This window comes from Acidiphilium sp. (assembly GCF_049977125.1).
Lineage (GTDB): Bacteria > Pseudomonadota > Alphaproteobacteria > Acetobacterales > Acetobacteraceae > Acidiphilium.
In genome coordinates this window covers 6583-13626 of record NZ_JBMFGY010000084.1, presented here as the reverse complement: position 1 = coordinate 13626, position 7044 = coordinate 6583, and the positions used below count along the sequence as shown (strand labels likewise).

The following is a 7044-nucleotide window of genomic DNA, read 5'->3' as shown; positions in this document are numbered from 1 at the left end:
CCACGCCCCCGGCGGCGACACCACCGGCCAAGCCAAAGGCCAAGACGCCGATCAACCTGAACGCGATGTGCGGCTAGAGCGTTACGCTTTCAGCTTAACGCTCTAGCTCTATGTTTTTTCGAGCGATTTCATGCGATTATGTTGCCACTGTCGCGTCAACTTAATCGCATATCTCTCTAGCCGACCCGCTCGCGATCATGCCAACCCTGCGGGCCTGACCCCCCGCTTGTCGCCATCTGCAACGCCCCTATGCTAAAGACGCAGGTGGCACAGGGGCGAGCATGGACCAGACAGTCAGGCCGGTCGTAACGGCGCAGGAGATCGAGGCGGCAGAGCGGGTCCTCGGCATTGGTTACACGCCGGCCGAGCGCAGCCTGATCGCCGCCGGTATCGCCGAGCAGATCGGCCTCGCCATGGCGCGCCGCGCCTATGCCTCGGCGCACCACGCCGACGATGCGGCGATCGCCCCTGCCACCTTGTTCGACCCAAGGTTACCCGGCTTCACCGCGCCGGCCGCCATGCCGCTCACCCTTCCGCTCGCCACCACGCCTTTGCCGGAGAGCGATGCCGATATCGCCTTCGCGCCGATCATTGAGCAGATCGGCTGGATTCGCGCCGGATCGCTCACCGCCGTGCGGCTGACCAGCCTCTATCTCGAGCGGATCGCGGCGCAGAATCCCCGCCTGCTCTGCTACGCGCGGCTCAATCCCGGCGCACTCGATGAAGCCGCACGCCTCGATGCGCGGGCGGCGCGCGGTGACTGGGCCGGGCCGCTGCACGGCATTCCCTATGCGTGCAAGGATATTATCGACACCGCCGGCCTCGCCACCGATTTTGGGGCCGAACCCTATCAGGGCCGCCTCCCCGCGACCGATGCCGTCGTGGTGCGGCGCCTGCGCGACGCCGGAGCGATCCTGCTCGGCAAATCCACCGTCGGCGCCCTCGCCTATGGCGATTTGTGGCACGGCGGGCGCACCCGTAATCCATGGAACCCGGAGGAAGGTTCATCCGGCTCCTCCGCCGGTTCAGCGGCGGCGACGGCCGCGGGATTATGCGGCTTTGCGCTCGGCACCGAAACCTATGGCTCGATCGTCTCACCCTCGACACGGTGCGGCGCGGTCGGCCTGCGCCCCAGTTTCGGCCGTATCGCCCGCACCGGGGTGATGGCGCTGTGCCCCAGCCTCGACAAGATCGGCCCCATCGCCCGCAGCGTCGCCGATTGCGCGCTCATTCTCTCGGTGATCAACGGCGCCGATCAGCAGGATGTCGCCAGTATCGCGCTGCCGTTCGGCGGCGATCTGACGCGTGATCCCGCCGGGCTGCGGGTCGGGTATTTCCCCGCTGATGTGCAGGGTGACGGCTCGCTCGACCAGGATCGCGCGATCCTCGATCATTGCCGCGCCCTCGGAGCCACCCTGGTCGCCTTGCATCGGCCCGACCTGCCTTACGACAGCCTCACCTCGATCCTGATGGCCGAAGCCGCCGCAACGTTCGAACCGCTCACGCTGAGCGACCGCGACGACATGCTGACCTGGCAGGATGTGGATGCCTGGCCGAACCAGTTCCGCATGGCGCGGCTGCTCTCGGCGGTCGATCACATCCAGCTCGACCGGTTGCGCCGGCGGGTGATGCTCGCGATGGACCTTCTGTTCACCGAGGTCGATGTGATGATCGGCCCCAGCCTTGCCGGCCCGATGCTCGGCATCACCAATTTCACCGGCCACCCCTGCCTCTGCCTGCCGTCCGGCTTCATCGACACGCCAAGCCGGATCGCCGACACGCTTGCCGGCACGCGCACCGCCACCGATGCCGCGACCCACCACGTGCCGCATTCCACCTGCCTGTGGGGCCGGTTGTTCGACGAAGCGCCGATGCTGGCGCTCGGCCGGGCCCTCGAAGCGCGCCTCGCACTCGATCTGCGGCCGCAAGGCCCGTGAACCGCGCACCAACGGATCGTGCCTGAGATGGATCAATCCAGCCCCTGGCCCGGCGACATCCCGCGAGAATTGGAAAGCGAATGCGCCCTCATTCGGGCCAGCCTGCTGTTCGATGCCGGATTCTACGCGGCCCAGCGCCCCGACCTGCCGGCGGATGCCGATCCGGTGGTGCATTTTTGTGTGCTCGGCTGGCGCGCCGGGCGTAAACCGAACCCGTATTTCGACCCCGAATACTACCGCCTCCGAAATCCGGACATCGCCGCCGCTGACGTCAATCCGCTGGTGCACTACATCCAGTTCGGCGATCGCGAGGGCCGTGATCCGTCGCCGATGTTCCATGCGCTCTGGTATCGCGAAACCTACGGCGTGCCGGACGACCACCTCGCCCTCGCCGATTTCCTGAGCCGCCGTCGTACCGGCCAGGTCAGCCCGGTGCCGGTGTTCAACCCGGCCTGGTACCTGGAACATAATCCGGATGTCGCCGCGACGCGATCGGACCCGTTCGAGCATTTCTGCGCCTTCGGAGTCGCTGAATCGCGCGATCCGGCCCCCGATTTCGACACCGGCTTCTACCGCACCCGCTATGCCGAGGACATCGGCGCCGAAAACCCGCTGCTGCACTATATCGCGCATCGCGGCGGACGCTTCCTGCCCCGGCGGCCAGCGCGCGAACGGCTGATCGCCGGCGCGATCCGCGCGGCGACGCGGCCATCCCCGGCGTTTGAAACCATCCAGCGCCTGCCGGACAGCGCCCCGCGCCGCGCGACTCTGCTGGCCTATTACCTGCCGCAGTTTCATCCCATCCCGGAAAACGACGCCTGGTGGGGTAGCGGCTTCACCGACTGGGCCAACCTCGCCCGCGCCACGCCGCGCTTCGCCGGGCATTACCAGCCCCGGGTGCCGCGCGATCTCGGCTATTATTCGCTGGACGACCCCGCGACCCTGCCGCGCCAGATCGACATGGCGCGCGCCGCCGGCATCGCCGGATTCATTTTCTATTATTACTGGTTCAATCGCCGACGTTTGCTGGAACGCCCGCTCGAACGCCTGCTCGCCGACCCATCGCTCGACACGCGGTTCTGCCTGATGTGGGCGAACGAGAACTGGACCCGCCGCTGGGACGGCCAGGAACGGGAGATCCTGCTCGCGCAGGATTACGAACCCGAGGACGATGCCGCCCTGATCGATGATTTCGCCCGCCATTTCGCCGATCCGCGCTATATCCGCCTCGAGGGCCGGCCGCTGCTGATGATCTACCGCGCAGCGCTGATCCCGGATGGTCAGGCGACAATCGCCCGCTGGCGCGCCCTGTTCGCCGAACGCCATAACGAAAACCCGCTGATGTTCATGGCGCAGAGCTTTCATGATTACGATCCCACCCGCCATGGTCTCGACGGCGCCATCGAGTTTCCGCCGCACAAGCTGGTCGTCAATGCGCCGAAACTCAACGCTGGCCTTGATGTGTTCGACCCCGAATTCACCAGCGACGTCTTTCGCTACGATGATATCGCGGCCATTTCCCTCGCCGAACCCGACCCGGCCTATCCGCTGATCCGCACCATCGTGCCGGGGTGGGACAATGATGCGCGGCGCGAAGGCAAAGGCGGCGTCATCTTGCAGGACGCGACACCGGACGCCTATCAAACCTGGCTCGCCAGCCTGATCGATCGCGCCCGCCGCCGCCCGGTGTTCGGCGAAGCGATCGTGTGCATCAACGCCTGGAACGAATGGGCCGAGGGGGCCTATCTCGAACCCGATCTGCATTTCGGCGGCGCCTTTCTCAACGCGACCGGCCGCGCCGCCGGCGGGCTGACGGCGGGCGATACCGCGCGCAATGTTCTGCTGGTCGGGCATGACGCGCTCAATCACGGCGCCCAGCTGTTGCTGCTGCACCTGGCGCGAAATCTGCGCCGCAATCACGGCATCACGCCGCGCATTCTGCTGCTCGGCGGCGGCGAATTGATCACCTCCTATCAGGCCGAGGGGATCACCGATGTCGCGCCCGATGAAGGATCGCTGATCGCGCATATCGGCCTTTACCGCAGTCGCGGCATCGCCTGCGCCATCGTCAACAGCGCCGCCTCGTCGCGCGTGTGCGCCCTGCTCGCGCGGGAGGGCATCCGGTCGACCCTTCTGATCCATGAAATGCCGCGGCTGGTGCAGGAGCGAGCGCTGCGCGGCGTCACCCGCCAGGGCATGGCGGCGGCGGGCGCCACCGTGTTCTCATCGGGTTTCGTGCGCGATGCCTTGTGCGCGGCGCTCGATTTGCATCCGCCCACCACGATCGTGCTGGCGCAGGGCAATTATCAGGAGGTGCGCTTCTCCAACGCGGCACGCGCCGCCTTCCGCGATCGCCACCGGCTCAAACCGGCCGACTACCTCGTGCTCGGCGTCGGCTTCGCCGATCTGCGCAAGGGGTTCGATCTGTTCATGCAGATTTTCCGCCGGATCGCCGCGGTGCGCGCGGATGTTCACTTCATCTGGCTCGGCGAGGCGCATCTGTGGATCCGCGACTACCTCGGCCTCGAAATCGCCGCCGCCACCGCGACCGGACGGTTCCATCTCCTGCCGTTCGATGACGATGTCGCCACCGCCTACGCCGGCGCCGATCTCTACGCCCTCACCTCACGCGAAGATCCGCTACCGACCACGGTGATCGAGGCGATGGCCGCCGGACTGCCGACCATCGCCTTCGAGGGCGCCGGCGGCATCCCCGATCTGCTGCGCGCGACCGCGACCGGCAATGTGGTGCCGATGGGCGATGTCCCTGCCTTTGCCGAGGCCATCATCGCCCAACTCGACCATGCCGCACTCGAAGCCGACCGGCCGCGCATCGCCGCCGGCGCGGCCAGGCATTTCGATTTCCCGACCTATGCCCGCACCCTGCTCGGCATCGCGCACCCCGACCTGATCGAAATCTCTTGCGCGGTGCTGAGCTATAACTATCGCGATTACCTCGCCGGGCGCCTCGGTTCGGTGTTCGGCCAGACCTATCCGCTCGCCGAAGTGCTGCTGCTCGACGACGCCTCGACCGATGGCTCGATCGCCGAAGCCCTGCGCCTCGCCGCAGACTGGCGGCGCACCCTCGCGCTGCACCGCAACCCGACCAACAGCGGTTCGGTGTTCGCCCAGTGGCGCCGCGCCGCCCATCTCGCGACCGGCGATTATCTCTGGATCGCCGAGGCCGACGATCAGGCCGACCCCCGCCTGATCGCCCGCCTCGCCGACGCCCTCGCCCATGCGCCCGACGCCGTCATGGCCGTGGCCGATTCCCGCGCGATCGACGCCGAGGACAGAACGATCATGCCGGATTATCAGCGCTACTACGTCGAATCCGATGCCGCCGCGCTCAGCCGATCCTTCGTCATGCCGGCCCGTGACTTCGCCACGCGCTTCCTCGCCACGCGCAACCTGATCCTGAACGTCAGCGGCGTGTTGTTCCGGCGCAGCGATCTGCTCGCCGCGATCGAGCGCCTCGGCCCCGATTGGGATGATTGGAAACTCGCCGGCGACTGGCGGCTTTATATCGAAATCCTGAGTGCCGCGTCCGGCTCGGTCGCCTGGATCGCCGAGCCGCTCAACATCCATCGCCGCCACGATCAGGGTGTGACCGCAGCTCTCGACGCCGAACGCCACGTGCGTGAAATCGGCCGGATGCACGAGATCGCCGCCACGCGATTGATGCTCGACGCCGCCGCCATTGCCCGCCAAAGCGCCGATCACCGCGAGGTCGCGGCGCGGCTTGGTGTCGCAACGACAGGCATTGCGTTGCACAAACCGGTGGGTCCTGCTTAGATAGACGCGAAGGCTTCTATCTAAGGCTGTAGCGACAAAACCTCTTCAACAGACCAGAACAACTGGGGTTCGGCATGAAAATCATGATCACGGGGGGCTGCGGCTTCATCGGCTCCGCGGTTATCCGGCATCTGGTCGCCACATCCGATCACACTGTGATCAATATCGACAAAATGACCTATGCCGCCTCCGAAGCCGCACTCGACGCCGCCGGCGCCAGCCCACGCCACACCCTGATCCGCGCCGACATCGCCGATGCCGAAGCCATGCGCAGCGCCTTTGCCACCTATCAGCCCGATCTGGTCATGCACCTCGCCGCCGAATCCCACGTCGATCGCTCGATCGACGGACCGGCCGATTTCATCAACACCAATATCACCGGCACCTTCATCCTGCTCGAAGCCGCCCGTGCCTACTGGTCGGCCCTGCCCGAACCCCGCAAATCCGCCTTCCGCTTCCACCACATCTCGACCGATGAAGTCTTCGGCGCGCTCGAAGCGACCGACCCACCCTTCACCGAAACCACCCCCTACGACCCCCGCAGCCCCTACTCCGCCAGCAAAGCCGCGTCCGACCACCTGGTCCGCGCCTGGCACCACACCTACGGCCTGCCCACCATCGTCTCCAACACCACCAATAATTACGGCCCCTGGCAGTTCCCCGAAAAACTCATCCCCCTCATCCTGCTCAACGCGCTCGACGGCAAACCCCTGCCGGTCTACGGCGATGGCTCGAACATGCGCGACTGGCTCTACGTCGATGACCACGCGCAAGCCCTCGCGCTGATCGCCCTCAACGGCATCCCCGGCGCCACCTACGCGATCGGCGCCCGCCAGCCCCGCACCAACCTCGACGTCGTCACCACCATCTGCACCCTGCTCGACCAGCAACACCCCGACCCCGCCGGTCCCCGCACCCGCCTCATCCGCTTCGTCACCGACCGCCCCGGCCACGATTTCCGCTATGAAATCGACCCCACCCGATCCGAAACCGCCCTCCACTGGCACGCCACCCACAATTTCGAATCCGGCATCGCCCGTACCATCCAATGGTACCTCACCCATAAACACTGGTGGCACCCCATCCGCACCGCACGCTACGCCGGCCAACGCCTGGGCACCGCGGCATGAGGGGCGTATCAGGTGCAGGGAAGGCCGGGGCTTCGCCCCAGACCCCACCAGGAGGCGCCGCCTCCTGGACCTCCGCTAAGGGCGCAGCCCTTAGAACCCGGAGTTTTAGGAAAGGGGTGGGCGTTGCATCGCATTTGTCGCGGCGATGGTCTGGACAGCCCACCCCTTTCCTAAAACTAATG

Annotated in this window: 3 protein-coding genes; all 3 read left to right on the top strand. The window is 66.5% G+C overall.

Annotation, left to right across the window (positions count from 1 at the left end; genetic code table 11):
* Positions 1 to 281: 281 nt before the first annotated feature.
* Positions 282 to 1937, top strand: a complete 1656-nt coding sequence (locus tag ACP5E6_RS12430) for an amidase (protein ID WP_427954557.1) — start codon at positions 282 to 284, stop codon at positions 1935 to 1937.
* A 27-nt stretch (positions 1938 to 1964) separates the two neighbouring features.
* Entirely contained in the window at positions 1965 to 5732 is a 3768-nt protein-coding gene (locus tag ACP5E6_RS12425; protein ID WP_427954556.1) for a glycoside hydrolase family 99-like domain-containing protein, read from the top strand.
* Between the two features lie 74 nt (positions 5733 to 5806).
* A complete protein-coding gene (gene rfbB, locus ACP5E6_RS12420) occupies positions 5807 to 6862 on the top strand; it encodes a dTDP-glucose 4,6-dehydratase (RefSeq protein ID WP_427954555.1) in 1056 nt (351 codons plus the stop codon).
* Positions 6863 to 7044 lie beyond the last annotated feature (182 nt).

Bases quoted from the DNA above. Each gene is read 5' to 3' on its own strand.
- ACP5E6_RS12430 (WP_427954557.1), top strand. From the start codon at position 282: ATGGACCAGACAGTCAGGCCGGTCGTAACGGCGCAGGAGATCGAGGCG.
- rfbB (WP_427954555.1), top strand. From the start codon at position 5,807: ATGAAAATCATGATCACGGGGGGCTGCGGCTTCATCGGCTCCGCGGTT.
- ACP5E6_RS12425 (WP_427954556.1), top strand. From the start codon at position 1,965: ATGGATCAATCCAGCCCCTGGCCCGGCGACATCCCGCGAGAATTGGAA.